We start from the raw sequence: 24,483 nt of genomic DNA on the forward strand, positions 1-24,483 counted from the left end.
ACGAGCCGCTCGATCGTATCGATCCTTTCAATAACTGGCATCGCCAACGACGCCACAGAGAGGCGCTTATCAGGCGCTGAGTGCGTCGATTTGCGCTTCGGCTGCAGCGAAAGCTTGTTCTGCTCCTTCGGCACCCATCGCCAGACCTTCAACATAGACGAACGCGACATCGGTCAGGCCGAGGAAACCGAAGATGGTCTTCAGATACGGCACCTGGGAGTCCGCCGGTGTGTCGCGATATTTACCGCCACGGGCCAGCGCCACATAGACTTTCTTGCCTTTCAGTAGGCCTTCCGGACCATTCTCGGTATAGCGAAAGGTCACTCCGGCGCGAGCAATGGCGTCGAGCCACGTTTTCAACTGCACAGGCACACCGAAGTTGTACATCGGTACGCCTAGCACGATGGCGTCGACGGACTGTACCTGGGCAATCAACGCATCATCCAGGGCTACACGAGCTGCTTGGTCTTCGGTACGGCTCTCGGCCGGGGTAAACAGGGCGGTCAGTGCAGCGTCATCCAGCACTGGATGCGGATCACTTGCCAGGTCGCGCAGTTCGACGAGGGCTGCTGGATTTTGCTCCTTCAGGCGAGCGGTGATGGAGTCGGCAAGGCGGGTGGAGTTGGCACCGGCCGAACGGGCGCTGGCGTTGATTTGCAGAATCTTCATGGTCTGTTCTCTCAGTCGGATGAGGAGGAATTCAATAAGCCGCTAATTCGATGGGCCGCAGGTCGAATAGCAGCACTTCGGCATTATTGCCGGCTCTGAAGTCGATTTCGCGGATATCGCGTACCCGGACGCCATCGCCGGTGACCAAGCGCTGGCCATTGACGGTCAGCTCGCCCTGTGCCACGTGGATATAGGCATAGCGGCCGGCCGGCAGCTCGAAACGCTTTTGTTCGGTGCCGTCGAATAGCCCGGCATAGACACGCACGTCCTGATGGACTGATAACGAGCCCTCGGCTCCATCTGGGGAAATAATCAGACGCAACCGGCCACGCTTCTGCGCCGCATCAAAATGCTTTTGCTGGTAACGCGGCTTGACACCTTTGCGTTTTGGCACGATCCAGATTTGCAGGAAATGCACCGGTTTGTCCCGCGACGCGTTGAACTCGCTGTGCCGCACTCCGCTGCCGGCGCTCATCATCTGCACGTCGCCGGGGCGAATTATCGAACCGGTGCCCATGGAATCTTTGTGCTGCAGCGCACCCTCAAGCACGTAGGAGAAAATTTCCATGTCGCGATGGCCGTGGGTATCGAAGCCGCGCCCCTGGCGCACACGATCATCGTTGATCACCAACAGATCAGAAAACCCTACCTGCTGAGGATCGTAATAACTGCCGAAGGAAAAACTGTGCTGCGAATACAGCCAACCGAAATTCGCAACGCCGCGTTTGCCGGAATGCCTGACTTCAAACATGTCGATCACCTGCGTGCCCGCAGCGGGATAACGTCTACGTCCCGTTATCTCACGACGGAAGGGTTGGCTTAATTCTTGATCGCTTCGAGCGAGACAGTGATGGTTACGTCATCACCCACGTGCGGAGCGTATTTGCCAGCATTGAATTCGCTGCGTTTGATGACAACCTGCGCGTTGGCACCGATAGCATCTTTTTTCAGCATCGGATGCTGCATGTTGACGAATTGGGTGATGTCCAGGGTGACAGGCTTTGTGATGCCCTTGATAGTCAGATCACCATCGACAGTCACTGGCTTGTCACCCTTGAAGCGCACCTTGGAGGACTTGAAAGTAGCGGTCGGGAAAGTGGCGGTGTCGAGGAAATCCTTAGCCTGGATGTGCTCATTGAAAAGCTCGAAACCGGTGTTAACCGACGTCATGTCAATCTCGATATCGACCTGGCCCGTCTTGGCTGCCTTGTCCACCACAATAGTGCCGGTGGTTTTATTGAAGCGGCTCACTTGGGTCGACATACCGAAGTGGTTGTAGGAAAAGCTTGGAAAGGTGTGGGCTCCATCTACGACATAGGTTTCAGGCGCGGCGAATGCGGAGGTAGCAGTCATGGAGGCGGCGCCTGCGATAACCAGGGCTGCAGAAATTTTGGTCAATACGTTCATAGTTATCCAGATGTGCCAGGGTCAGGTTTAAACACGGAAAGGCGTGCACTGGCGATGGATGAACTTTACCCACTCTTATTGGTGCTAAATAGAGGACAATCACGAACAGTCTGTTGACTAAAGGATCAACAATGAATCACCTTGAAGCCATGAATCTCTTTGTTAGGGTGGCCGAACTTGGCAGCTTCACTGCGGCCGCCTGCCAGCTCGGGGTGGCGCGTTCTGTGGTCACACGCCAGATCGCTGCGCTGGAAGAACATCTGGGTATCAAGCTCATGGTTCGCAGTACTCGCAGGTTGTCGCTTACATCTGCGGGCAGCGCCTATCTAGAAAAGTGCCGGGTGATACTCGACTTGGTACAGGAGGCCGAGGCCGGTGTGATGGAGGAACGGCTAACACCGAGTGGGCCGCTGCGCATCAGCCTGCCACTGAGTTACGGCCTGCGCCGTCTTGTGCCGCTGCTGCTCGACTTTTCCCAGACCTTTCCCGAGATCAGACTGGCGATGAATTTCAGCGACCGGCAGTTGAGTCTGATCGAAGAAGGCATCGACCTGTCGATCCGCATCACCAGCCAGCTCGACCCAGAAGAGATCGTGCGCCGCCTCGGTAGCAGTCGCTTATTGACTGTCGCCGCACCGGAATATCTGGCCCGCCATGGACGCCCAGAAAGTCCCGGCGAGCTAGCCGGACACGCATGCCTTGGCTATTCGAGCCAGGTGAACAACCGCCCCTGGAGCTTCGAGGTGGACGGTCATCTGGAGTCGGTCTACGTGCCCTTGCGTCTGCAGGCCAATAATGGCGACGCGCTGGCGCAGGCAGCCGCCCAAGGGATGGGCATCGCGATGCTGCCTGAGTTCATTGTCACGGAGTATCTAGCAGAGGGGAGATTGGAGGTTCTGTTGGACGCCTACGAGCCTCCAGCTTTAGGCATTTATGCGGTGCTGCCGAGCAATCGTTATATGCCTCACCGTGTCAGGGTGCTGATCGACTTCTTATCAAGCAAACTGGCTAATGCGTAATTGGCAGATACCTTCGGCAAAGCACAGCAGGTTTGAATCTATCCAAAAAGTCCGCTATTGGCCGATTTCTGCCTGTCGCCACCGGCAGCTATGGGCAGCTCACTGCCGGTCACCTTCTCTACGAGTATCGGTCAAGTCGGATGCAAACGATGGTCAGCATCAATGCCATTGATTGGCCAGCAGGAACGCAAACCACGAATCAAAACCTGTCGAACTTCAGGACGTCTTTCTCAATACCTAAGCCACCCCACCAACCCGGCGCGGGATAAGCTCTGGTGCGACCTTGCGCTGTACTCGCAACACTTCGAAGAGGGTTTCACCGATGGTCAGCCGTGGGTTCAACGCTGCATAAGGGTCCTGGAAAATCATCGCTGTCTCGTGACGCAAGCGGGCAATATCGATTGGGCCTCCATGGGTCATGTCGATACCGTCGACCAGCACTTGCCCGGCGCTGATGGGGTTGAGGTGCAGAATCGCCCGACCCAGGGTGCTTTTACCGCTGCCCGACTCACCCACCAGCCCGAGGGTTTCACCGGCGGCGATGTTCAGCGTCACACCGTTGACCGCCCTCACCCACTGCTTATTAAGACCCAACAGACCGCTGCCGGCGGCCGCGAAGCGCACCTCCAGGTCCTTTACCTGCAACAAGGTCATGGCCGATCTCCCAGGGGGTAATGGCAAGCGACGCGTGGACCGATCCCGGCCAAATCCGGCAACTGCTCGGTACACAAGGTGCCGATTTGCGGGCAACGTGGGTTGAACCGACAGCCTCCGGGCAAGGCATCCAGCAGCGGCGGCTGCCCGGCGATGGTGCGCAAGGCATGACCGCTGCTGGTGGCCGGCTGGCAGTCGATCAGGCCAGCGGTGTACGGGTGTTGCGGACGGGCCAGCAGGTCGTATTTGCTGCCGTGCTCGCACAGGCGCCCGGCGTACATCACGGCAATGGAATCGCAGGTCTGCGCCACCACGCCCAGGTCATGGGTGATCATGATGATCGACAGGCCACGACGGTCTCGCAAGTCCAGCAACAGGCGCAGGATTTGTGCCTGCACCGTGACGTCCAGGGCAGTGGTCGGCTCATCAGCGATCAACACCTGGGGATTACAGCCCAGGGCCACGGCGATCATCGCCCGCTGGCGCATGCCGCCGGAAAATTCGTGAGGATAGTTGTCGATGCGCTGGCCGGGGTCGGGAATGCCCACCTGGCGCAACACCTCGATGGCCTGCAAGCGTGCTTCACGTTTCGACGCGCCCTGGTGCAGGCGGATGCCTTCGGCGATCTGTTCACCAATGCGCATCAACGGGTCGAGGTGGCTGCTGGGGTTCTGGAAAATCATCCCCAATTGCCCGCCGCGCACCTTGCGCATGCTGGCTTCATCCAGGGCCAGCAAGTCCTGGCCGGCCAGGCGAACGGCGCCGCCCTGAACCCGCAGGCTCGGCGAGGGCAGCAAGCGCATCAGCCCGCGACAGGCCATGGTTTTGCCCGAACCGCTCTCGCCCACCAGGCCGAGGATTTCGCCTTTGGCCAGGTCAAAGGACACGCGATCCACCAGGGTCACATCGTGGCCGTTGTTATGGGCGATGACGCTCAGGTCCTGCACCTGCAACAAGCTCATGAGCGATCCCCCAGCACTTGCGCAACACCATCGGCCAACAAGCTGAAGCCCATCGCCAGGGTCACAATGGCCAGCCCAGGAAAGGTGCAGATCCACCACGCCGTGGTGATAAACGCCTGGCCCTCGGCAACCATGGTCCCCCACTCCGCCGTCGGCGGTTGCACGCCCAGGCCCAGGTAGCTGACCGCCGCGCCGTTGAGCAACACCAACACCGCGTCGGACATGGAGAACACAATCGAGCCGAACATCGCATTGGGCAACAAATGCCGGAATAGAATGCGCCCATGGCCAAAACCCAGGCTTTTCGCCGCCAGGGCGAAGTCGCTTTCCTTGAGCACCAGGATTTGCGAACGGATCAGCCGCGCGTAGGACACCCAGCCCACCAGCGCCATGGCGATATAGAAGCTTTTCAGCCCTGGCCCGAGGATTGCCATGATTGCCAGCATCAGCACCAGGAATGGAAAGGCCAGGATCACATCGATCACGCGCATGCAAAAGCTGTCGAAACGCCCACCGATATAACCGGAAACCGCACCGATAAACGTGCCGATCAGAAACGGAAAGATCACCCCGACGATGGCCAGCTGTAAATCGATGCGCGCACCCTAGATCACCCGCGAAAGTATGTCTCGCCCATAGTTATCCGTGCCAAATGGATGGGCCAGAGTCGGCGCTATCAAACTGATATCCGTGTTTTGCGCGATAGGATCAAACGGCGCGATCCACGGTGCGAACAGCGCCAGCACCAGCCACGCCAACAGAATTGCCAGGCCCCACGCCGCTGTCAGCCGGCCGTTGCGAAAACCAAAACGCAGGCGTAAACGCCAGGCGGGAATCAGCGGGCGGCTGCTCATTGCATTTTCACCCGAGGGTCGAGGGCGACGGTCACCACATCAGCCACGAAGTTGACCACCACGGTTGCGCAGGCCAATACCATGGCCACCCCCTGCACCACCATGTAGTCGCGGGTAAAAATGCCGCGCACCAGCAACTGGCCGATGCCGGGAATGGCGAACAGACTTTCAATCACCACCGTGCCGCTGATCAGCCAGCCAATGTTGACGGCCAGCAGGTTGACCGCCGGCACCAGGGAGTTAGGCCGCACGTGGCGACGAAACACCGCTCGCTCGGATAAACCCCGCGCCCGCGCGGCGGTAACGTGATCGGCCTGCAACTCCATCAGCATGCTCGCCCGCAGGTTGCGCACCAACACCGCCGACAGCGCCAGGGCGATAGTCAGGCACGGCAGCACCATGTGATGGGCCTTGTCCAGCCAGGTTCGGCCATAGCCGGACACCGGGAACAGGCCCCATTGCACGCTGAGCAGCAGGATCAGCATCAACCCCAGCCAGAACGCGGGCATGCCCAGGCCGACGGTGGTGAACAAGCGAATCAGATTGTCGGCCCAGCCGCCTTTGTTACGCGCGGCCACAGTGGCCAGGGGCACGGCAATCAACAGTGCCAGCAGGACGCTGCCAAGCACCAGGAACAGAGTCGGCTCGATGCGGGTGACGATCAGCTTCAGCGCGTCGACCTTGTACAGCAGCGACTGGCCGAGATCACCCTTGAGCAGGTTTTTCAGAAAGTAGAAATATTGCAGCCACAACGGTTGGTCGAGGCCGTACTGCGCGCGAATTTTCAGCAAGGCATCCGGCGTGCTGCGCGAGCCCAGCAGCGCCCGCGCCGGGTCACCGGGAATCGAACGCACCAGCACAAAGGTAATCAGGCTGATGCCAAACAGCACCGGCAGCAATTGCAGCGGCCGGAAAAGCACAAAACGGTAACGCACCAGGTTCATTCGTCAGCCTCGGTGACGAGCAAGGAAGTCCAGCAGCACCGGGAAGTAAGCCTGGGGCTCTTCATAAAACGGCATGTGGCTGCTGTTGGGGAAAACGTGCAACTCGGCGTGCTTGACCGCCATCTTCATGCGCATGGCGCAGGCGGGGGTCAGTTCGTCATGCTGACCGGTGGTGATCAGCACCGGCATGCTGAAATCGGCCATCTCGGGGATGCGGTTCCAGTCCTTGAGATTGCCGACGTAAAGAAATTCGTTGGGCCCCTGCATGGTCTCGTAGGGCCCCATGTTCCAGTTGTCGAGGGAACGCTTGACCGGTTCCGGCCACTCGTCCAGCCGGCAGACATGGCGGTAGTTGAGCAACGTGATCGCGGCCTGGTATTGCGGATGGTCGAGGGTGCCCATGGCCTCATGGCGCTGCATCATCGCCACCGTTTCACTGCCCAAAGCGCCGCGCAGGCGTTCGAGCTCCTGGGACAGGTGCGGAATGTCACCGACGGTATTTTCCAGGATCAGGCTTTTAAGCGCGTCAGGATAGTGAATGGCGTACTCGATACCCAGCCAGCCGCCCCAGGAATGGCCCAACACGTGCACGCGGCCCAGGCTGAGCGCCTGGCGCACAGTTTCGACTTCCTCGACATAACGGCCGATTTCCCATAGGGAAATATCGGTGGGTCTGGCTGATGCGCCCGTACCAAGCTGATCGAATGCAACGACTCGCAGGCCTTTGTCTTTGAGCCAGCCATGAGCGTCGCGCAGATAGTCACAAGGCAGCCCAGGGCCGCCGTTGAGGCAGAGCAACACTTCATCGCCCTCGTCAAAGCTGTAGACCACGAGGTTGTGGCCGTCGACTTGCACGTTGTACTGCTGGTCGGGGGCTATTTCACGCCACATGCATACATTCCTTGTTGTGTGTCGGCCTGGCAGGTAGTGGCCGTTTGAACCGAGCACTACCGAGGTTGCCGTGCGCCCATAACCTAGCAATTCTTATAGGTTTGGTCTGGCAGTCCTTCGCCGGGGCGTGGCATTCTACTTGCGGCAAGTCGAGATTCAAACGAATTCGGGAGCAGAAAGGATGCTGACCAAGTTATCTGCGTTTAACAGCCATCTCCTGCCCGGCAGGAGCCTGGATGAACAGATGGACAACACCCTCGTATTGGCCCAGCACCTGGGTTTTGATGCCTTGGTGTACGACTACACACCGGTGCCGATCGACCACGATGGCGCATTGATTACGCCCTCCGTGCTGCAACTGCGCAATACCCCCTCCGACTGGTACTCGTTATGGTGCAGTTTGGGGTTCTACCAGATCGATCCGGTGCAACACCTGGCCCTCAATTGCGTGTCGCCGTTCGTCTGGTCCTACGAGGCCAAGGCTGATACCCCGCTGCAAAAGATCATCAACCGCCGCCACGCACCCGTCTCCTGCTACCTGCACGACCAGCAAATGACCTGCGGCGTCAGCGTTCCGATTCACTTGCCCAGGGGCGGCTTCGCCTCGCTGACGGGCCTGCGCACCGGCAAAGCCCGCACGGTATTGCAAGATGCTCGCCAGACCCTGGCGGATTTCAACCTGATTACCCATGCCTTGCAGGAAGCGGCCTACCCGTTATTCAGCAAGGAACTACGTTCGTATCCGCATATCCATCTGACCAAGCGCGAGCGTGAATGCTTGAAGTGGGCCGCCGACGGCCTGACCGCCGCTGAAATTGCCACCCAGTTGAGTCGCTCCCTGGCGGTGGTCACCCTGCACCTGGCCTCGGCCATGCACAAGCTGGGGGCCAAGAACCGGGTACAAGCGGTGGTCAGGGCCAGCCATTACCGGCTGCTTGACGACTGACTCGACGAAAAACCTAGCTATTTTGCTAGTTACTTAAATTTACGCTGCCAATTATCGTATGCCTGACCACTTTTCATGGAAGGGCACGAAATGGAATTCATCGAAAAAATCCGCGAAGGCTTTGCTGCCTTTGGCGCCTACCAGACGTGGTACCGGGTCACCGGCGACCTTGATAGCGGCCTGACACCACTGGTCATCCTCCACGGCGGGCCCGGCTGCACCCATGACTATGTAGACGCCTTCAAAGACGTCGCCGCCAGCGGCCACGCGGTTATTCACTATGACCAACTGGGCAACGGCCGTTCTACCCACCTGCCTGACAAAGACCCTTCGTTCTGGACGATCGGCCTGTTTCTGGAAGAACTGGACAACCTGCTGGACCACCTGCAAATCAGCAACAACTACGCCATTCTCGGGCAGTCATGGGGCGGCATGCTCGGCAGCGAGCACGCCTTGCTGCAGCCTAAAGGCCTGCGCGCACTGATCGCGGCCAACTCGCCGACGTGCATGCGCACCTGGGTCGCCGAAGCCAATCGTCTGCGCAAATTATTGCCGGAAGGTGTGCATGAAACTCTGCTCAAGCATGAACAGGCCGGCGCCTATCAGGCCCCGGAATACCTGACGGCCTCGCGGATGTTCTATGACCAGCATGTCTGCCGGATCAACCCATGGCCGGAAGAAGTGGCGCGCACCTTTACCCAGGTCGACGCTGACCCCACGGTGTATCACGCCATGAGCGGCCCGACGGAGTTCCATGTGATCGGCACGTTGAAAGACTGGAGCATCATTGGCCGGCTGTCCGGCATCAAGGTGCCGACCCTGGTGATTTCCGGTCGCCATGATGAAGCCACGCCGCTGGTGGTGAAGCCGTTCCTCGAGGAAATCCCCAATGTGCGCTGGGCATTGTTCGAAGACTCCAGCCATATGCCCCACGTCGAAGAACGCCAGGCATGTATGGGCACGGTGGTGAAGTTCATGGATGAGGCTTGCTGATAGATAAGGTCGTTCCCACAGCGTGGGAACGATCCTATGACTACACCTCGCTGGTTTCAGCCCTACCCTGCACCGCCGCCCTCTTCGGCACCTCTGCCAGCAATGGAATCTCATTGCCTTCTGCATCAAACAGTTTGCCCCCGCAGAAGTAATCCCCCTCACGCAACGCCGCCACATCCTGGAAATACAGGCTGCGCTCGGTGCCAGCGACGAACACCGACTGTTGATCGGAATTGCCCGCCGTGAAGTGGTTGAACGCCAGGTTCAGCAGGATCGCCATGATCGCCGACGAGCTGATCCCCGAATGAAAAATGGTGGCAAACCAACTCGGGAAATGGTCATAAAAGCTCGGCGCTGCGATAGGAATCATGCCGAAACCGATGGAAGTGGCGACGATGATCAGGTTCATATTGTTGCGGTAGTCAACCTTGGACAACGTGCGAATACCACTGGCCGCCACGGTTCCGAACAACACAATCCCCGCACCGCCCAACACGGAGGTGGGCACCGCTGCGATGACCCGTCCCATAAACGGCAGTAGGCCGAGAATCACCAGGAACAGGCCGCCGGTGGCCACTACGTAGCGGCTTTTGACCCCGGTCACCGCCACCAGGCCGACGTTTTGCGCGAACGCACTTTGGGTGAACGAACCGAAGATCGGCGCAAACATGCTCGATAGCATATCGGCACGCAGGCCGTTGCCCAAGCGCTTGGAGTCAACCTTGGTGTCGATGATCTCACCTACCGCCAAGATATCAGCCGAGGTTTCCACCAGGGTCACCATGACCACGATGCACATGGAAATGATCGCCGCTAGGTGAAAGGTTGGCATGCCGAAATGGAATGGCGTGGGAAAGCCGAACATCGCACCCTGGGTCACGCTGGAGAAGTCAGCCATGCCGAGGAACACCGCAATCAGCGTACCAATCACCATCGCCAGCAGGATCGACAGCCGTGAAATGGTCGCGCTGCCGATCTTGCTCAGCAACAGCACCAGGGCCAGGGTAATCGCCGCCAGGCCAATGTTCGACATGCTGCCGAAGTCTTCGGCGCGGCTGTTGCCGCCCATGGCCCAGCGCGCGGCGACAGGCATCAGGGTCAGGCCGATGGTGGTGATGACGATACCGGTCACCAGGGGTGGGAAGAACTTGGTTATTCGCGAGAATATCGGCGTAATCAACAAGCCGATCAACGAGGCGGCCATCACCGCGCCAAGGATCGCCGGCACACCACCTGCTCCCTCGCTGCTGACAATCGCCACCATGGTTGCAACGCCAGCAAACGACACCCCTTGCACCAGCGGTAACTGACAGCCAAAGAACGGCAGACCCAGGGTTTGCAGCAAGGTGGCCAGGCCGCCGGCAAACAACGAAGCGGCGATCAACAGGCCAATATCGGCCGGCGACAAACCGGCCGCCTGACCGACGATCAACGGCACGGCAACGATGCCGCCGTACATGGTGAGCACATGCTGCAGGCCGTAAGCCATGTTGGCAGCGACGCCGAGATTCTCATCTTCTGGCCGTTGCGGTGACGCCTTCGGGATAGTCATGGTGAGGGTTCTCTGTTTTTGTTGTGCGCCCACTGTATGCAATACGAAGACTATATGTCCATACGGTTGTATACAATCAATCGGACAAGTTACCCTCCGCTGGCGTTACAAAAATACGATTCGGCCGCTATGAGCCAAAACGCCAAAGGAATTAAAACAATGAAAAAGGCACTGCACGGCGCAACCGTATTACTGACACTCTTCGGCGGCGGGGAGGCTGTCGCGGTGGAATGGATGAACAACAGCGTGGGATTTCGCTACGGCCAGCAGTTCACCAACCCGAATAACCCCGATGATTTCAGCAAGCGCATCTACAGCTTCACCCACGCCAGCGGCTATCAGTACGGCAGCAACTACCTGAACCTCGATGTGTTCCTTTCTGACAGCAGTGACCCGCGCAAGGGCACCGATCACGGTGGCAGCGAAGTCTATGCCGTCTACCGCCACCAACTGTATGCCTCACGGGTGTTCGACGTGCCGCTGGGAACCGGTGTGATCAAAGACTACGCCCTGACCCTGGGCTTCGACGCCAACCGCAACAACAACCTGGCGTCGGCGAAAAAGCGCGCCCTGGTGGTTGGCCCGACCTTGAAGTTCAACACCGTCGGCGTGCTGGATCTGAGCCTGATGTACTACAAGGAAAAGAACCATTCCGGCATCCCGGGAGCGAAAGATCCGAACCACACTTTCGACGACACCTACATGCTCAACCTGACCTGGCTACGCCCTTTCGAGATTGGCAATCACGGGGCAAAGTTTCAGGGCTTCATCAATCATGTCGGGGAAAAGGGTGACGACTTCCATGGCCGTAACACCGCGCCGGAAACCCTGATGCGCACCGCGCTGATGGTGGCGGTGCGGTCGGGAAAAAGCGTCAAGCCGAACCTGTACCTGGGGGTGGGCTACGAGTACTGGCATAACAAGTTCGGCGTGGATGGCGGACGGGGCAGCCGCACATCAACGCCAACGGTGAATATGGAAGTGACGTTTTAGGGTGTTCGAACCAGATCGGCATCGGAATTATCAACCCTGGGCCGCGCCAACCAATAGCCCAATACGGCCAACGGCGCGGTCGCCAGCATGACGATTGCGGTGATCAACAACGGCTGCTCGATCATCGACGACACCAATAGGCTACTGACGAAACACAGCCCCAATTGCAAGGTGTTCTGCAACGCTGCGGCCTTGCCGGAGTTTTCCGCAAAGGGCATCAGCGCATTCGCCACGACAATCGGGTAGCTGGCGCCATTAACCAGCGCCATCAGGCAGAACGGGATCAGCAAGGTGGTGAGGGTCGGCACTGTCAATGTCGCCACCAGATACAACGCCACCATGCTGATGCAGTACGCAACCAGCAACCATGGCAACAAGGTCCTGCCCTCGAAACGCTGCAAGGCGCTGCGGCAACTGTAGCCACCAATGAGAAACGCCAGGGTCGGCAACACGTAGCTCAAACCGATGTCATTGGGGCTATAGCCCATGTCACCCAGAATGAACGGTGATGCGGTAAGCCAGGCGAAGAAACTGGCCGAGCACGCGGCAAAGATCATTACGTTGCCACTGAACACCCGTGACTTGAGCAATTGTCCGTAACCGAGCTTGGATTGTTCGCCATCGGCGGTCAGGCGTTTCGGCACAGTTTTGAGGCATAACGTTGGCAACAGCAGCAATAGCGACACGCCCAGCAACACGGCGAAGATCGCCTGCCAGCCCCAGTGATTCAACACCAGCGCACCCAACAGCGGTGCCAGGGCTGGTGACAGGGACATCAGCGGCATGATGCTGGCAAATACCCGATGAGCCTTGTCTGCCGGGTAGCGGTCGATTACCAGGGCTTGCCAGCTGACGGCGGCGGAACACACGCCTATTGCCTGGATAAAGCGCAGCGCCCACAACTGGGTCGTGGTCTCGACCCAGAACATGCCCAGGCAACCGAGCACAAACAGGCTAAGGCCGGTGAGCAGGACCGGCTTGCGCCCGATACGGTCGGAAAGCGGTCCCCACAACAACTGCCCAACGGCAAAGCCTGCGAGGAAGATGCTCAGGCTGGCGCCCACGGCACCGGCGGATATTTGCAACTGGGCGCCCATGGCGCCGAAGGAGGGTAAGTACATGTCCATGGCCAGATAGCCGAGCATGCTCAGCCCCGCCAGGTACCAGGTGAAACCAAAAGAATTTTTCATTGAAGCCTTGCTTAACCTGCCATCAAACTATTTGCTGACTAGCCCCCATTATGAAGCTGACAGTTTCCCTGTGAAGCGATAATAATTGGACATTCTTATCAATATTTTTGAAGGCAACTGCCATGTGGTCCGAATACTCCCTGGATGTCGTCGATGCGGTAGCCCGTCACGGCAGTTTCAGCGCCGCCGCCCAGGAACTGCATCGCGTGCCGTCCGCCATCAGTTACACCGTACGGCAGCTAGAGGAGTGGCTGGCGGTTCCGTTGTTCGTCCGCCGTCATCGAGATGTGGAGCTCACGCCGGCCGGCAAGCTGTTTGTTGATGAAGCCCGCAGCGTGATGAAAAAAATGCTCGGCACTCGCAGGCTATGCCAGCAGGTGGCCAACGGCTGGAGCGGACAACTGAAAGTGGCGGTGGATTCCATCGTCAAACAGCAGCGCTGCCGGCAACTGGTGCTGGATTTCTATCGCCAGTTTCCGGACGTGGAGTTGCTGCTGGAGTACGAGGTGTACAACGGCGTGTGGGACGCCCTCGCGGACGACCGTACCGACATCGTGATTGGCGCCACCAGCGCAGTGCCGGTGGCCAGCCATTTCACCTTTCGCGACATGGGGCTGTTGAATTGGCTCTGCGTGGTCAGCGCCCACCATCCGCTGGCGCAGGTGCAAGGCCTGCTCAGTGACGACCAATTAAGGCCCTTCGCATCGCTGTGCATGACCGATACCTCGCGCAACCTGCCCAAGCGCGATACCTGGACCCTGGATAACCAGCGGCGTTTAGTCGTACCCAACTGGGCATCCGCCATGGATTGCCTGCGCGATGGCCTGTGCGTCGGCATGGTGCCGGAACACCTGGCGCGACCGTTGATCGAGCGCGGTGAACTGGCAGCCCTGCAACTGTCCCGGCCCTTCCCCGCCAGCCCGTCCTGCGTGGCCTGGGCACAGAACAAGTTTTCCCCGGCCATGGCCTGGTTGCTGGGGTACCTGGGGGACACCGATACGATGAATCAGGAGTGGTTGAATGGCGATGATCTATAGGCTCTCCTCTCAGGCCAAGCAACGGGAAAGGGTGCGCACAATCATATCCACTTCTTTAGCATCAATGGTCAACGGCGGCAGTAAACGGATGATCTTGCCCCGCGTCACATTGATCAGCAGGCCATGCTCGCGCGCGGCGATCAGCGCCAGGTCACGATAAGGACGGGCCAACTCGATACCGATCATCAAGCCCTGCCCCCGAATCGCCAGCACGTGGGGATGCTCACTCAACTCCACCCGCAATCGCGCCAGCAGCCGCTCGCCCTGGAGCGCTGCGTTCTCCAGCAAGCCCTGCTCTTCAATAATATCCAGCACTGTGCAACCGACGCGACAAGCCAGCGGGTTACCGCCAAAGGTACTGCCGTGACTACCGGGAGTGAACAACTGCGCCACGGCCTTGCGCGCCAGGCAGGCACCAATCGGGATACCGTTGCCCAGGCCTTTGGCCAGGGTCATGACGTCCGGGACAATGCCCTCATGCTGGAAGGCGAACCACTGGCCGGTACGACCAATTCCGGTCTGGATCTCATCGAGCATCAACAACCAACCTTGCCGGGTGCAGTGATCCCGCAGGGCTTTCAGGTAGCCGGGGGGAGCCAGTTGGACGCCGCTTTCGCCCTGGATCGGCTCCAGCAATACCGCAACGATGCGCGCGCCAAACGCCTGAGTCACCGCCTCCAGGGCGGCCAGATCGCCGAAGCCAACCTTGATAAAGTCCCCCGGCAAACGCTGGAACCCCAACCGCACCGACGGCCCGTCACTGGCAGACATCGTGCCCAGGGTACGGCCGTGAAAGGCGTTGTCCATGACGACCACCAGCGGCTGCTCAATGCCTTTTTTCCAGCCATACAACCGCGCCAATTTCAACGCCGTCTCATTGGCCTCCGCGCCGGAGTTATTGAAGAACGCCTGATCCAGGCCCGATAGCGTGCTCAACCGCTGAGCCAGGCGCTGCTGCCAGTCGATGCTGTAGAGGTTGGAGGTATGCAACAGCAACCCTGCCTGCTCGGTGATTGCCGCCACCAGCCGCGGATGGGAATGGCCGACATTGGTCACCGCTACACCGGCCACCGCGTCCAGGTATTCACGCCCCTGTTGGTCCCACAGGCGAGTACCCAGGCCGCGGATGAAGCTTAAATCCAAGGGTTGATAGGTGGTCATCAGGCAGGCGGCGGTCATGGCATCAGGCTCCAGTGCTTCGTAGTGATGGCTACAGTATCGTTAGCCACCAGAGCTGGATAAACTGCGAATATCTGCGATCACTTTAAATCAAGGCTTGATAATGGATCTGTTCCAGGCAATGACGGTGTACGTCAAGGTAGTGGAAAGCGGCAGCATGACAGCGGCAGCGCAGTCGTGTGGGATGTCCACCACCATGGTCGGCAATCACCTGCGCGCCCTGGAACAGCGCCTTGGTGTCAGCCTGCTCAAGCGCACCACCCGTAAACAGAGCCTGACAGAATTCGGCGGACTCTATTATCAGCGCTGTTTGGAAGTGCTGGGCCTGGTGGCCGACTCCGAACAACTGGCCGAGCAGATTCACAGTGAAGCCCCCAAGGGCCTGTTGCGGATCACCGCCCCGCCTGCGTTCGGCGCCGAGCGCCTGGCACCGGCGCTGAGCGAGTTTTCCCGGCGTTATCCGCAGATCCAGTTATATGTGGTGTTGAGCAACCAGTCGATGGACCTGATCGACAGCGGTTTCGATGCAGCGATCCGCCTCGGTGAATTGCAGCCCTCCAGCCTGATCGCTCGGCCGTTGCAGAACTACACCATGACCCTGTGCGCCTCACCAGGTTACCTGGCGCGCCGGGGTACTCCGCACACTGCGCAGGATTTGCAACAGCATGATTGCTTGGCATTTGCCTACCCCTCGACCGACGATTGGCGCAACGCCGACAAACAATGGCGCCTGCACGGCCCAGAGGGAGAAATCGAAATCGCCGTGTCCGGCCCCATGACCGTCAACAGTTCCCAGGCCTTGCACCGCGCGGCAGTAGAAGGCATGGGTATCGTCATGCTGCCCGACGCCCTGGTCGACCCTGACCTGAGGGCGGGCAAACTGATTGCGTTACTGCCAGGCTATCAGCCGCCCTTCCGGCCGATGCATCTGCTGTACGCCCAGGACCGCTATCGCCTGCCCAAGCTGCGGGCCTTCGTCGACTTCGTGATGGAGCTGTGGGCGCGCTAGAAGCTCACACCCAATGCGCGCAAACGTTCACCGGTGTGTTCGGCGGATACGTGGTGAATCCCCTGCCAGCCAAGGGCAATAGCCGCCTCGATATTGCCGGCCACGTCATCGATAAACACCATTTCATCGGGTTTGATGTCTGTCAGATGGGCGCGAACCTGAGCAAGGCTGGCGTGGTAGATCGCGGCACCGGGCTTGATAAGCTTCACTTCGCCGGACACCACGATGTCGCGAAAATACTGCAGGAAGGGATAGTTGGCTCGGGCATACGGGAAGGTTTCGGCTGACCAGTTGGTCAATCCAAACAACGGCATTTTCGCCTCATACAACGCCTCCAGTATCGCTACGCCCCCGGACAGCGGGCCACGCAGCATTTCGTGCCAGCGGTCGTAATAAGCCTGGATCAAAGACTCATGTTGCGGATGCTCGGCGATCAGCGTGCGTGTTGCTTCAGCCAGGGTGCGCCCGGCGTCCTGCTCGGTATTCCAGGCCTGGGTGCAGACCGTGTCGAGAAACCACTGGCGCTCGCGCTCATCGGTAATCAGTTGGCGGTACAGGTGCTGCGGGCTCCAATCGAACAAGACACCGCCAAAATCAAAGACCACTGCGCGAATCGTCATCGGGAAATCTCCGTTAGCGTGAGGTGAGTCAGGCCGCTAGAGATACAGGATCACTTGGGAGTTTCACAACCAGGAAGGCACAACATCGAACGATGTTGCAAAAAAAACGGCCTCCCGCCCAAGGCGAAGAGGCCGTTGTATTACGTGTTGCTTAAGCCTGAACCAGACCTTCGAGCTTCACCGTCGGATTGACGTCAGCGTCGTAGTCCACGCCTTCGATCTCGAAACCGAACAGGCGCAGGAACTCAGCCTTGTAACCGGCAAAGTCGCTGATCTCATTGACGTTGTCGTCAGAGACCTGATTCCACAGTGCCGCAACGGCATCCTGTACTTTCGGCTCCAGTTCCTTGAGGTCGGCACGCAGGCGGCCGTCGGCGTCGAGCTTGGGCTCTTTGCCATACAGGCTGTCCTTGAACAAGCCGTAGACCTGCTCGATGCAACCTTCGTGGCTGCCCTGTTCTTTCATTACCTTGAACAGCAGCGACAGGTACAGCGGCATGATCGGGATCGCCGAACTGGCCTGGGTGACCACGGCCTTGAGCACCGACACACGGGCGTCGCCCTTGAGTGCTGCGAGGTTTTCGCGCAGGGTCAGGACTTTCTTGTCCAGGTCTTTCTTGGCTTCGCCGATGGAGCCATTCCAGTAGATATCCTGGGTCAGCTTTTCGCCCAAGTAGGTGAACGCAGTGGTCTTGGCGCCTTCGGCCAACACGTCGGCTTCACGCAGGGCATCGATCCACAGCTGCCAGTCTTCACCACCCATGACCTTCACGGTGCCGTCGATTTCTTCCTGGGTAGCTGGCTCCAGGGTGGTGTCGACGACGACGCCCTTGTCGGTGTTGATGCCACGCAGGGTCACGGACTTGCCAATCGGTTTCAGGGTGGAGGTGTGCACCACGCCTTGTGGGTCGGTGCGGCGTGGCGCGGCCAGGCTGTAGACCACCAGGTCGATCTTACCCAGGTCTTTCTTGATGGTTTCGATGGTCAGGCGCTTGATCTCGTCGGAAAAGGCGTCGCCATTGATGCTCTTGGCGTAGAGGCCTTTCTCTTTAGCAAACTTGTGGACAGCGGCGCTGTTGTACCAGCCGGCAGAGCTGAGCTTGCCCTCTTCGCCTTCTTTCTCAAAAAACACGCCAAGGGTGTCGGCGCCGCAGCCAAAGGCGGCGCTGATGCGCGCGGCCAGGCCGTAGCCGGTGGAAGCCCCGAGAACCAGAACCTTTTTCGGGCCACCTTCGATGGCGCCGTGTTCAGTTACGTAGTCAATCTGTTGCTTGACGTTCGCTTCGCAGCCAACAGGGTGGGCCGTTACACAGATAAACCCACGAACCCGCGGTTTGATGATCATAAAAATTCTGCCTCTTCCAAGGTGCCGAAGGCCAATGGTGGCCATTACAGCTTCAATCGTTCTGGTCTATGACGCACGGAAAACCGAAGCGTCACGATAGTCGCAATTCTTCTGTTCACAAAATCCAATTCACCGCAGTTCGGGGACGCCGTCTGGAGGATGGCCAAACGTAAAAACTGTAGGTGGCTTTCGCACATTTGAAAGATTTAAAACGCCTATCCGGCAGCTAACGTCTTATTATGACGGGATTGTTTCAATATGTTTCAAAATACCACCACTCGCATCCATGGATTTGGACCTGTCGAATGGCGTCCAGCTGGAGCTGAGTTTCATGAATAAGCCTGCTATCCGCAAAAAACTGGTCTCGATCGCCTGGGTACTCGGCGTCTTGTTGATTATCGACATCTTCCCCCAGACTACCTTGGTGTTCCTGGGCCTGGTGGTGCTCTGTGGTCTCTATGATTTCCTGCGCAACGGCCTGTACGACCGCACAACCATCAAAAAATATTTTATAGGCAGCGGCCGTAATACCTGGCTATTAGCACCGTTCAACACCTTGTTCGACGTATTGAGCAAACCCAATCGCCATATCTACAAAATGCACGACCTGCCGCCGGCCTGGCGCGAGGATCTGCAACAGGTGATCGACAACGCCATGGCTCACAAGGATGAAATCATCGAGTACCTGGACGCACGCATGGCCGAGAAGAAACGCGGCATGCTGTTTTTTCAGTGGTACGGACGCCCAATCGAAACCACTCTGGACATTGCATCGCTCAAGGAAAAACTGCCCTACGTCAAAACCATCGGGGTGTCGGTGTTCAATGAAAACCGCTCCACCTCGTTTCACTTCGGTCCCCTGCGCCTGATGTACCGGGTGTTGTACAACATGGCTCCGGCGCCCCACCACGAGGGGGTCTACATTCAAGTGGGCAAGCACAAGCACTATTGGCATGACGACCCGCTGTTCATTTTCGATGACACGCTGATGCACGCGTCTTTCAATAAAAACGATGCCAAGCGCTATTGCCTGTTCATTGATATCGTCCGGCCTTCACTCCTCCCATTCGTCCTCAGAGGCCTGATTGCGGGCTTTGCCGGTGTGGTCTTTACCCTGCGGCGGTTTTTCTACAAGAACTGGAAGCTGATTCAGTAAGTTCTGCGGCATGATGAAGGGCGACGGTGTTTGCGTCCGGCCGCTGAGCCGGAGAAAATGCCAGTCCAATGCGACCTAATCGGCGCTCATCATCCTCATGCCACTGGCTGTCCGCGGTCCGGTGGCAGCGCTTTCAGGGAATCAGAATGCCCCAACGTCAAGTCATCAACGCGTCCGTAAGCCCCAAAGGCAGCCTCGAAACACTGTCCCAGCGTGAAGTCCAGCAGCTCAGTGAAGCAGGTTCCGGCAGTATCTACACCCTGTTCCGCCAGTGCGCCCTGGCAATCCTCAATACCGGCGCCCATATCGACAATGCCAAGACCATCCTCGACGCCTATCAGGATTTCGAAGTCCGCATCCACCAGCAGGATCGTGGCGTACGCCTGGAGCTGCTGAACGCGCCGGCCGATGCCTTCGTCGATGGCGAAATGATCGCCAGCACCCGTGAGATGTTGTTCAGCGCCCTGCGGGACATCGTCTACACCGAGAACGAACTGGACAGCCAGCGCATCGACCTGAGCAACTCCCAGGGCATCACCGACTACGTGTTCCACCTGCTGCGCAACGCCCGCACCCTGCGCCCCGGTGTCGAGCCGAAGATTGTGGTGTGCTGGGGCGGGCACTCGATCAATACCGAAGAATACAAATACACCAAGAAAGTCGGCCATGAACTGGGCCTGCGTAGCCTCGACGTGTGCACCGGTTGCGGCCCTGGCGTGATGAAAGGCCCGATGAAGGGCGCGACTATTTCCCACGCCAAACAACGCATCACCGGCGGGCGCTACCTGGGCCTGACCGAGCCGGGCATCATCGCCGCCGAAGCGCCGAACCCTATCGTCAACGAGCTGGTGATTCTGCCGGACATCGAAAAGCGCCTGGAAGCCTTCGTGCGAGTCGGCCACGGCATCATCATCTTCCCGGGCGGTGCCGGTACAGCTGAAGAGTTCCTGTACCTGCTGGGCATCCTGATGCACCCGGACAACCGCGATGTGCCGTTCCCGGTGATCCTCACCGGGCCGAAACACGCCGCGCCGTACCTGCAACAGTTGCACGCCTTTGTCGGCGCAACCTTGGGCGAAGCGGCCCAGGCTCACTACCAGATCATCATCGACGACCCGGCCGAAGTGGCCCGCCAGATGACTGCCGGGTTGAAGACGGTCAAGCAGTTCCGCCGTGAGCGCAATGATGCGTTCCACTTCAACTGGCTGCTGAAAATCGACGAAGGCTTCCAGCGCCCGTTCGACCCAACCCACGAAAACATGGCCAGCCTGCAGTTGAACCACGCCCTGCCCCCTCATGAACTGGCGGCCAACCTGCGCCGGGCGTTCTCCGGGATCGTGGCCGGCAACGTCAAGGACAAGGGCATCCGCTTGATCGAGCAGAATGGGCCGTACGAGATTCACGGCGACCCGGAGATCATGAAACCACTGGATGAGTTGTTGCAGGCGTTTGTGGAGCAGCACCGGATGAAGTTGCCGGGTGGCGCGGCGTATGTGCCGTGTTATCGCGTCGTTCAGTGATGCTGATGCCGGGGAAGAACTGATATGTCCTCTTCATTTTCCTCCCTGAGCATCCACCTGTGGCGCTACGGCATTCCCGGCGACTGACCCAGGCATGCCGTGGGCCAGTCGGCTCAATCAGTCGGGGGTGGCTTATGTGACGCCGGCGACCTTGCACGGGCGTTGGATGGTGCGGGTGTCCATTGGCGCGCTGACCACTGAGCGCGAGCATGTAGCCGCGTTGTGGGAGCACTTGCAACAGGTGGTGGCTTGCCCTCGATGAGCGACCTATGGACCAATGGATCGGGTCCACCGTAACTCCTTACCCTAATTCAACGCAGCCAAGACCACCGGCATGCAACGGCTGACCTGAGCCACAGCGTTGCAGTGACGCTCACGCTTTGGTAAAACCTGCTGCTACAGACCTTATCTAGAGAAAGACAAACGTGCGCACGCTTCTTCTCGCTACTTTGGCATTGACGCCCACCCTGGCCTTTGCCGAAGCCATCGCCTGGCCCGAGCTGCCCGACACCTGTTTCGTCAGCGGTCGTTCTGCCACCAACGCAGATGTCGATAGCGGCTGTGCGGCGTTTCTGATTAACGTCAAGGGCAAGGCAGCAGGTACGCCCATCAAGCTGGATATTCCCCAGTACGCCATGCACATTAAAGAAGGCACTGGGAAAGAGACGCCGGTAATCATCATCCAGGCGGAAGAAAACGGCGATATCAAGGCTGTGGGTTACAAGGAGCTGGGCACCGAACAACTGGGCGCGGCGCTTTTGAAGGAAATGCGTTTGCTAGGAACGAAAAAACCAATATGAGCGATGCGCTCATGGCAGGTGAGGCGAACAAATTATGTACCCAAAAAATTACTGACCAGCCCTCCGTTTCAGCATCCTGCTGGCGCTGCCGTTGAACGGGCAAGTTAAAGATGAGTTTAGCGTCCGATCCTAACGTTTGCCGAAATGCACCTGAACCGCGCCCACAAAAAAACCCGCTGACCGGCTACTGGCTCAGCGGGTTTTTGGTATCGGTTCGGCCCTGACTCAGGACCTCACCAACCTCTTACAGTGCGATATCAGCCGCTGGCTTGCTCGGCTCGGCCGCAGGCTTTGCAGCCTCAGTGGCTTTCGGAGCAGCCCTCTGAGGAATCGCTGGCGGAGGCGTCAGTTGCAGAACCTTGGCGGTGTAGGCCCATTCTTCAGCAACACGCTCAGAACTACCATTCAGCTGAGTACCGTAGCTCGGCACGATCTGGTGCAGCTTTTCCTGCCAGGCCGGGGACGCAACCTTGTCCTTGAACACTTTCTGCAGCACGGTCAGCATGATCGGAGCCGCAGTCGACGCGCCTGGCGATGCACCCAACAAGCCTGCAAGGCTGTTGTCAGCGGAGCTGACCACTTCGGTACCGAGCTTCAGGACGCCGCCCTTCTCTTCGTCACGCTTGATGATCTGCACGCGTTGACCAGCTTGCCACAGACGCCAGTCTTCTTTCTTGGCGTTCGGGAAGTACTCTTGCAGCGCCTTGAAGCGGTCGTCGTCCGACTGCATCAGTTGACCAGCGAGGTACTCAACCAGCGGGTACTGCTCAATGCCCACCTTGGTCATCGGCCAGATGTTGTGGGTGGTGGTGCTGGTCAGCAGGTCGAAGTACGAGCCTTCTTTCAGGAACTTGGTGGAGAAGGTGGCGAATGGACCAAACAGGATTACGCGCTTGCCATCCAGCACGCGAGTGTCCAGGTGCGGAACCGACATCGGCGGTGCGCCAACGGAGGCTTTACCGTAGGCCTTGGCTAAATGCTGCTCGGCGATGGTCGGGTTCTCGGTCACCAGGAACGAACCACCAACGGGGAAACCGGCGTATTCACGTGCTTCCGGAATGCCCGATTTCTGCAGCAGGTGCAGTGCACCGCCGCCCGCACCGATGAACACGAACTTGGCGTCGGTTTCGGTCTTGGTGCCGTCTTTCAGGTTCTTGTAGCTGACGCGCCAGGAGCCATCGTCATTCTTGGTGATGTCTTGCACTTCGCTCGACAGCTTCAGATCGAACTTCGGCGTAGTTTGCAGGTGAGCAACAAACTGACGGGTGATCTCGCCAAAGTTCACGTCTGTACCGATCGGAGTCCAGGTGGCCGCGATTTTCTGGCTAGGGTCACGCCCTTCCATCATCAGCGGAACCCATTTCTTGATCTGCACCGGGTCTTCGGAGTATTCCATGCCCGCGAACAATGGGCTCGCCTGCAGTGCTTCATAACGCTTCTTGAGGAACTTGATGTTGTCATCGCCCCACACAAAGCTCATGTGCGGAGTGGAGTTGATGAACGAACGCGGGTTCTTCAGAACGCCCTGCTGAACCTGCCAGGACCAGAACTGACGGGAGATCTGGAATGCTTCGTTGATCTCGACCGCTTTCGGGATTTCAACGTTGCCATTCTTGTCTTCCGGGGTGTAGTTCAGCTCAGCCAAAGCCGAGTGACCGGTACCGGCGTTGTTCCAGCCGTTGGAGCTTTCTTCGGCAACCCCATCGAGGCGCTCGACCATCTCCATCGACCAATTCGGTTCCAACTCATTGAGCCAGACACCGAGGGTCGCACTCATGATGCCGCCGCCAATCAGCAGCACATCGACCTTCTTTGCCTCTTCCGCGTGAACAGACGTGATCCCCATCGACAAAGCCAGCCCCAACAGGGCAGTGTTTACTTTCTTGAACATCGTAGCACCTATGATAAAACGCCATCCGCCCTACAGCCCCGCATCATCCGGCAACCTGGATTCGCGCTGCGCCAGGCAACGCACCGCAGGTTCCCGCATTCATAAGGACTGAAGGGTGGGCACACAAGGCCGACGTATCGACCTCACTTTTATGTCCCTTCTGCGCTGACTTCTTATCATTATTGGCTTCAGCTACCTCGGCGACAGCCATCCTGCCATGCGTGTACGGATGCACGAATGGAAGAAAGGATAGACCAAGATGGCGTGCAGAATATCATGCTCGGGTTGGATGGGGGGGCATCGCATCCGGCATAACGGCTTCCTTGGGAAAAGCAAAATCGAGGGATGGGCTTTAGTATTGAAGGCGACTGGTAGGCGCTCGCTCGTACTTTCCGAGCGCCCAAAACAAAACCCCATTTAGTTTCGCAAGTGGGGTTTCGGAATCTAATATTGACGAGTGAGCGGGCTTGCCCCATCACCACAACGTCTTATCCAGCGCCTTGCAGAACGAATGTCAGATCTTGAAGCTATCAACCAACTGCTTCAAACGGCTGGCTTGTTGCGAGAGTGCATCACAGTCTTTCAAGGTTTCGTTGAGGTTGACGACGCCCTGCTGGTTCAGCATGTTGATTTGGTTGATGTCGACGTTGAGGGTTTCCACCACGGCGGTCTGTTCCTCGGTGGCCGCCGCTACCGACTGGTTCATCCCGTCGATCTCGACGATCCGCTGGGTCACGCTGACTAGGCGTGCGCCGGCCTGGTTGGCCACCTCGACACTTTCTTCGCTGGACACCTGGCTGGCATTCATCGTCGTCACCGCCTCGCGCGAACCGATCTGCAACGAGGTGATCA

The 24,483-nt window shown here is 58.5% G+C and carries 21 protein-coding genes and 4 pseudogenes; 10 read left to right on the forward strand and 15 right to left on the reverse strand.

Features of this window, described 5'->3' with window-relative positions; all coding sequences use genetic code 11:
- Nucleotides 1-69: 69 nt before the first annotated feature.
- The 3 genes from FQ182_RS22550 to FQ182_RS22560 form a co-directional block, all read right to left on the reverse strand.
- Nucleotides 70-669, reverse strand: a complete 600-nt coding sequence (locus FQ182_RS22550) for an FMN-dependent NADH-azoreductase (protein ID WP_149413743.1) — start codon at nucleotides 667-669, stop codon at nucleotides 70-72.
- 31 nt (nucleotides 670-700) lie between these two features.
- The gene (locus FQ182_RS22555) at nucleotides 701-1,420 is read right to left on the reverse strand and encodes a pirin family protein (protein ID WP_149413744.1); all 720 of its coding nucleotides are present in this window, start codon (nucleotides 1,418-1,420) and stop codon (nucleotides 701-703) included.
- Between the two features lie 68 nt (nucleotides 1,421-1,488).
- Nucleotides 1,489-2,076: a YceI family protein gene (locus FQ182_RS22560; protein ID WP_149413745.1), complete on the reverse strand. Its 588-nt coding sequence runs from the start codon at nucleotides 2,074-2,076 to the stop codon at nucleotides 1,489-1,491.
- A 131-nt stretch (nucleotides 2,077-2,207) separates the two neighbouring features.
- On the opposite strand from FQ182_RS22560, the gene FQ182_RS22565 reads away from it, so the two are divergent.
- Nucleotides 2,208-3,095 carry a LysR family transcriptional regulator gene (locus FQ182_RS22565; protein WP_149413746.1) on the forward strand — a complete coding sequence of 296 codons (888 nt, stop codon included), beginning with the start codon at nucleotides 2,208-2,210 and terminating at the stop codon, nucleotides 3,093-3,095.
- Between the two features lie 252 nt (nucleotides 3,096-3,347).
- Here FQ182_RS22565 and FQ182_RS22570 read toward each other — a convergent pair.
- The 5 genes and pseudogenes from FQ182_RS22570 to FQ182_RS22590 all read right to left on the reverse strand — a co-directional run.
- A pseudogene (locus FQ182_RS22570) lies at nucleotides 3,348-3,749 on the reverse strand (ATP-binding cassette domain-containing protein); the annotation flags it as partial.
- Complete coding sequence (locus tag FQ182_RS22575) at nucleotides 3,746-4,711, reverse strand: ABC transporter ATP-binding protein (RefSeq protein ID WP_149413747.1); 966 nt, start codon at nucleotides 4,709-4,711, stop codon at nucleotides 3,746-3,748. The gene FQ182_RS22575 and the pseudogene FQ182_RS22570, both read right to left, overlap by 4 nt.
- Nucleotides 4,708-5,565 (reverse strand): annotated as a pseudogene (locus tag FQ182_RS22580) (ABC transporter permease). Before FQ182_RS22580 ends, FQ182_RS22575 begins: the two are co-directional and overlap by 4 nt.
- A complete protein-coding gene (locus FQ182_RS22585; RefSeq protein ID WP_149413748.1) occupies nucleotides 5,562-6,509 on the reverse strand; it encodes an ABC transporter permease in 948 nt (315 codons plus the stop codon). The pseudogene FQ182_RS22580 and the gene FQ182_RS22585 overlap by 4 nt, the downstream one beginning before the upstream one ends.
- 3 nt (nucleotides 6,510-6,512) lie before the next feature.
- Nucleotides 6,513-7,400 (reverse strand): proline iminopeptidase-family hydrolase, encoded by an 888-nt coding sequence (locus FQ182_RS22590; protein WP_149413749.1) that lies wholly within the window; start codon nucleotides 7,398-7,400, stop codon nucleotides 6,513-6,515.
- 181 nt (nucleotides 7,401-7,581) lie between these two features.
- Here FQ182_RS22590 and FQ182_RS22595 point away from each other — a divergent pair, with 181 nt between their 5' ends.
- Together FQ182_RS22595 and FQ182_RS22600 are read left to right on the forward strand one after the other, a co-directional pair.
- Nucleotides 7,582-8,346: a LuxR family transcriptional regulator gene (locus FQ182_RS22595; RefSeq protein ID WP_149413750.1), complete on the forward strand. Its 765-nt coding sequence runs from the start codon at nucleotides 7,582-7,584 to the stop codon at nucleotides 8,344-8,346.
- Nucleotides 8,347-8,436: 90 nt separating this feature from the next.
- Nucleotides 8,437-9,339 (forward strand): proline iminopeptidase-family hydrolase, encoded by a 903-nt coding sequence (locus FQ182_RS22600; RefSeq protein ID WP_149413751.1) that lies wholly within the window; start codon nucleotides 8,437-8,439, stop codon nucleotides 9,337-9,339.
- Nucleotides 9,340-9,379: 40 nt separating this feature from the next.
- Here FQ182_RS22600 and FQ182_RS22605 read toward each other — a convergent pair whose 3' ends face one another.
- Nucleotides 9,380-10,891, reverse strand: a complete 1,512-nt coding sequence (locus tag FQ182_RS22605) for a nucleobase:cation symporter-2 family protein (RefSeq protein ID WP_149413752.1) — start codon at nucleotides 10,889-10,891, stop codon at nucleotides 9,380-9,382.
- A 159-nt stretch (nucleotides 10,892-11,050) separates the two neighbouring features.
- Between FQ182_RS22605 and FQ182_RS22610 the strand changes: the two genes are divergently transcribed.
- Entirely contained in the window at nucleotides 11,051-11,884 is an 834-nt protein-coding gene (locus FQ182_RS22610) for a nucleoside-binding protein (RefSeq protein WP_149413753.1), read from the forward strand.
- On the opposite strand, the gene punC is transcribed toward FQ182_RS22610, so the two are convergent.
- Nucleotides 11,881-13,074, reverse strand: coding sequence for a purine nucleoside transporter PunC (punC, locus tag FQ182_RS22615; RefSeq protein WP_149413754.1), 1,194 nt, complete (start codon nucleotides 13,072-13,074; stop codon nucleotides 11,881-11,883). The two genes, FQ182_RS22610 and punC, sit on opposite strands and share 4 nt — an antisense overlap.
- A gap of 122 nt (nucleotides 13,075-13,196) precedes the next feature.
- On the opposite strand from punC, the gene punR reads away from it, so the two are divergent.
- Nucleotides 13,197-14,111 (forward strand): DNA-binding transcriptional activator PunR, encoded by a 915-nt coding sequence (gene punR, locus FQ182_RS22620; protein WP_149413755.1) that lies wholly within the window; start codon nucleotides 13,197-13,199, stop codon nucleotides 14,109-14,111.
- 9 nt (nucleotides 14,112-14,120) lie between these two features.
- Here the strand turns inward: punR and FQ182_RS22625 are convergent, their stop codons facing one another.
- Nucleotides 14,121-15,290: an aspartate aminotransferase family protein gene (locus tag FQ182_RS22625; protein WP_149413756.1), complete on the reverse strand. Its 1,170-nt coding sequence runs from the start codon at nucleotides 15,288-15,290 to the stop codon at nucleotides 14,121-14,123.
- A 103-nt stretch (nucleotides 15,291-15,393) separates the two neighbouring features.
- Here FQ182_RS22625 and FQ182_RS22630 point away from each other — a divergent pair, with 103 nt between their 5' ends.
- Nucleotides 15,394-16,299, forward strand: a complete 906-nt coding sequence (locus FQ182_RS22630) for a LysR family transcriptional regulator (RefSeq protein WP_149413757.1) — start codon at nucleotides 15,394-15,396, stop codon at nucleotides 16,297-16,299.
- Here FQ182_RS22630 and FQ182_RS22635 read toward each other — a convergent pair.
- Nucleotides 16,296-16,919, reverse strand: a complete 624-nt coding sequence (locus FQ182_RS22635; protein ID WP_149413758.1) for an HAD family phosphatase — start codon at nucleotides 16,917-16,919, stop codon at nucleotides 16,296-16,298. The genes FQ182_RS22630 and FQ182_RS22635 overlap by 4 nt on opposite strands.
- 151 nt (nucleotides 16,920-17,070) lie before the next feature.
- Nucleotides 17,071-18,264 carry an enoyl-ACP reductase FabV gene (fabV, locus tag FQ182_RS22640; protein ID WP_149413759.1) on the reverse strand — a complete coding sequence of 398 codons (1,194 nt, stop codon included), beginning with the start codon at nucleotides 18,262-18,264 and terminating at the stop codon, nucleotides 17,071-17,073.
- Nucleotides 18,265-18,595: 331 nt separating this feature from the next.
- Here fabV and FQ182_RS22645 point away from each other — a divergent pair, with 331 nt between their 5' ends.
- From FQ182_RS22645 to FQ182_RS22660, 4 genes and pseudogenes are all read left to right on the forward strand, one after another.
- Entirely contained in the window at nucleotides 18,596-19,420 is an 825-nt protein-coding gene (locus FQ182_RS22645; RefSeq protein ID WP_149413760.1) for an aspartyl/asparaginyl beta-hydroxylase domain-containing protein, read from the forward strand.
- A 146-nt stretch (nucleotides 19,421-19,566) separates the two neighbouring features.
- Nucleotides 19,567-20,940, forward strand: coding sequence for a nucleotide 5'-monophosphate nucleosidase PpnN (gene ppnN / locus FQ182_RS22650; RefSeq protein ID WP_149413761.1), 1,374 nt, complete (start codon nucleotides 19,567-19,569; stop codon nucleotides 20,938-20,940).
- Nucleotides 20,941-21,040: 100 nt separating this feature from the next.
- Nucleotides 21,041-21,202, forward strand: a pseudogene (locus FQ182_RS22655) (aspartate aminotransferase family protein); the annotation flags it as partial.
- A 163-nt stretch (nucleotides 21,203-21,365) separates the two neighbouring features.
- On the forward strand, nucleotides 21,366-21,740 hold the full coding sequence (locus FQ182_RS22660; RefSeq protein ID WP_133103548.1) for a hypothetical protein: 375 nt from the start codon (nucleotides 21,366-21,368) through the stop codon (nucleotides 21,738-21,740).
- A gap of 244 nt (nucleotides 21,741-21,984) precedes the next feature.
- On the opposite strand, the gene mqo is transcribed toward FQ182_RS22660, so the two are convergent.
- Nucleotides 21,985-23,631 (reverse strand): malate dehydrogenase (quinone), encoded by a 1,647-nt coding sequence (mqo, locus tag FQ182_RS22665; RefSeq protein WP_149413762.1) that lies wholly within the window; start codon nucleotides 23,629-23,631, stop codon nucleotides 21,985-21,987.
- A gap of 514 nt (nucleotides 23,632-24,145) precedes the next feature.
- A pseudogene (locus tag FQ182_RS22670) lies at nucleotides 24,146-24,483 on the reverse strand (chemotaxis protein); the annotation flags it as partial.

The organism is Pseudomonas sp. ANT_H4 (assembly GCF_008369295.1).
Lineage (GTDB): Bacteria > Pseudomonadota > Gammaproteobacteria > Pseudomonadales > Pseudomonadaceae > Aquipseudomonas.

Bases quoted from the DNA above. Each gene is read 5' to 3' on its own strand.
- FQ182_RS22550 (WP_149413743.1), bottom strand. From the start codon at position 669: ATGAAGATTCTGCAAATCAACGCCAGCGCCCGTTCGGCCGGTGCCAAC.
- FQ182_RS22555 (WP_149413744.1), bottom strand. From the start codon at position 1,420: ATGTTTGAAGTCAGGCATTCCGGCAAACGCGGCGTTGCGAATTTCGGT.
- FQ182_RS22560 (WP_149413745.1), bottom strand. From the start codon at position 2,076: ATGAACGTATTGACCAAAATTTCTGCAGCCCTGGTTATCGCAGGCGCC.
- FQ182_RS22565 (WP_149413746.1), top strand. From the start codon at position 2,208: ATGAATCACCTTGAAGCCATGAATCTCTTTGTTAGGGTGGCCGAACTT.
- FQ182_RS22575 (WP_149413747.1), bottom strand. From the start codon at position 4,711: ATGAGCTTGTTGCAGGTGCAGGACCTGAGCGTCATCGCCCATAACAAC.
- FQ182_RS22585 (WP_149413748.1), bottom strand. From the start codon at position 6,509: ATGAACCTGGTGCGTTACCGTTTTGTGCTTTTCCGGCCGCTGCAATTG.
- FQ182_RS22590 (WP_149413749.1), bottom strand. From the start codon at position 7,400: ATGTGGCGTGAAATAGCCCCCGACCAGCAGTACAACGTGCAAGTCGAC.
- FQ182_RS22595 (WP_149413750.1), top strand. From the start codon at position 7,582: ATGCTGACCAAGTTATCTGCGTTTAACAGCCATCTCCTGCCCGGCAGG.
- FQ182_RS22600 (WP_149413751.1), top strand. From the start codon at position 8,437: ATGGAATTCATCGAAAAAATCCGCGAAGGCTTTGCTGCCTTTGGCGCC.
- FQ182_RS22605 (WP_149413752.1), bottom strand. From the start codon at position 10,891: ATGACTATCCCGAAGGCGTCACCGCAACGGCCAGAAGATGAGAATCTC.
- FQ182_RS22610 (WP_149413753.1), top strand. From the start codon at position 11,051: ATGAAAAAGGCACTGCACGGCGCAACCGTATTACTGACACTCTTCGGC.
- punC (WP_149413754.1), bottom strand. From the start codon at position 13,074: ATGAAAAATTCTTTTGGTTTCACCTGGTACCTGGCGGGGCTGAGCATG.
- punR (WP_149413755.1), top strand. From the start codon at position 13,197: ATGTGGTCCGAATACTCCCTGGATGTCGTCGATGCGGTAGCCCGTCAC.
- FQ182_RS22625 (WP_149413756.1), bottom strand. From the start codon at position 15,290: ATGACCGCCGCCTGCCTGATGACCACCTATCAACCCTTGGATTTAAGC.
- FQ182_RS22630 (WP_149413757.1), top strand. From the start codon at position 15,394: ATGGATCTGTTCCAGGCAATGACGGTGTACGTCAAGGTAGTGGAAAGC.
- FQ182_RS22635 (WP_149413758.1), bottom strand. From the start codon at position 16,919: ATGACGATTCGCGCAGTGGTCTTTGATTTTGGCGGTGTCTTGTTCGAT.
- fabV (WP_149413759.1), bottom strand. From the start codon at position 18,264: ATGATCATCAAACCGCGGGTTCGTGGGTTTATCTGTGTAACGGCCCAC.
- FQ182_RS22645 (WP_149413760.1), top strand. From the start codon at position 18,596: ATGAATAAGCCTGCTATCCGCAAAAAACTGGTCTCGATCGCCTGGGTA.
- ppnN (WP_149413761.1), top strand. From the start codon at position 19,567: ATGCCCCAACGTCAAGTCATCAACGCGTCCGTAAGCCCCAAAGGCAGC.
- mqo (WP_149413762.1), bottom strand. From the start codon at position 23,631: ATGTTCAAGAAAGTAAACACTGCCCTGTTGGGGCTGGCTTTGTCGATG.